This window comes from Pseudomonas sp. NBRC 111140 (genome assembly GCF_001320885.1).
In the GTDB taxonomy this organism is placed as follows: Bacteria; Pseudomonadota; Gammaproteobacteria; order Pseudomonadales; family Pseudomonadaceae; genus Aquipseudomonas; species Aquipseudomonas putida_P.
This window is the reverse complement of record NZ_BCBQ01000196.1, coordinates 1-974: the sequence shown is the minus strand read 5'-3', so window position 1 is coordinate 974 and position 974 is coordinate 1. Positions and strand designations below refer to the sequence as shown.

1 protein-coding gene is annotated in these 974 nt (G+C 60.8%); it reads left to right on the top strand.

The window, feature by feature from the left end:
- A partial coding sequence (gene bamA / locus APH42_RS28850) for an outer membrane protein assembly factor BamA (RefSeq protein ID WP_082421485.1) occupies positions 1–974 on the top strand: 974 nt, incomplete at both ends.

The following is a 974-nucleotide window of genomic DNA, read 5'->3' as shown; positions in this document are numbered from 1 at the left end:
GTGTTCGGTGCCCTGCCGCTGAACGTCGGCGACCAGGCCGATGACCGCCGCCTGGTGGACTCGACCCGTTCCCTGTTCAAGACCGGGTTCTTCCAGGACATCCAGTTGAACCGCGATGGCAATGTGCTGATCATCAACGTGGTCGAGCGCCCGTCGGTGTCGAGCATCGAGATCGAAGGCAACAAGGCGATCAGCACCGAAGACCTGATGAAGGGCCTGAAGCAATCGGGCCTGGCCGAGGGCGAAATCTTCCAGCGTGCCACCCTCGAAGGTGTGCGTAACGAGCTGCAGCGCCAGTACGTGGCCCAGGGCCGCTACTCGGCCGAGGTCGACGCCGAAGTGGTGCCGCAGCCGCGCAACCGTGTGGCGCTGAAGATCAAGATCAACGAAGGCACCGTCGCCGCCATCCAGCACATCAACATCGTTGGCAACAACGTGTTCGATGATGAAACCTTGGGGCAGCTGTTCGAGCTGAAGACCACCAACTGGCTGTCGTTCTTCAAGAACGATGACAAGTACGCCCGTGAAAAACTCTCCGGTGACCTGGAGCGCCTGCGTTCCTACTACCTGGACCGCGGCTACATCAACATGGACATCGCCTCCACCCAGGTGTCCATCACGCCGGACAAGAAGCACGTCTACATCACCGTCAACATCAACGAAGGCGAGAAGTACACCGTTCGCGACGTGAAGCTGTCCGGTGACCTCAAGGTGCCGGAAGACCAGGTCAAGTCGCTGCTGCTGGTGCAGCCAGGCCAGGTGTTCTCGCGCAAGGTGATGACCACCACCTCCGAGCTGATCACCCGCCGCCTGGGTAACGAAGGCTACACCTTCGCCAACGTCAACGGCGTGCCACAGCCGAACGACCAGGACCACACGGTCGACATCATGTTCGTGGTCGACCCGGGCAAGCGTGCCTACGTCAACCGCATCAACTACCGCGGCAACACCAAGACCGAAGACGAAGTGCTGCG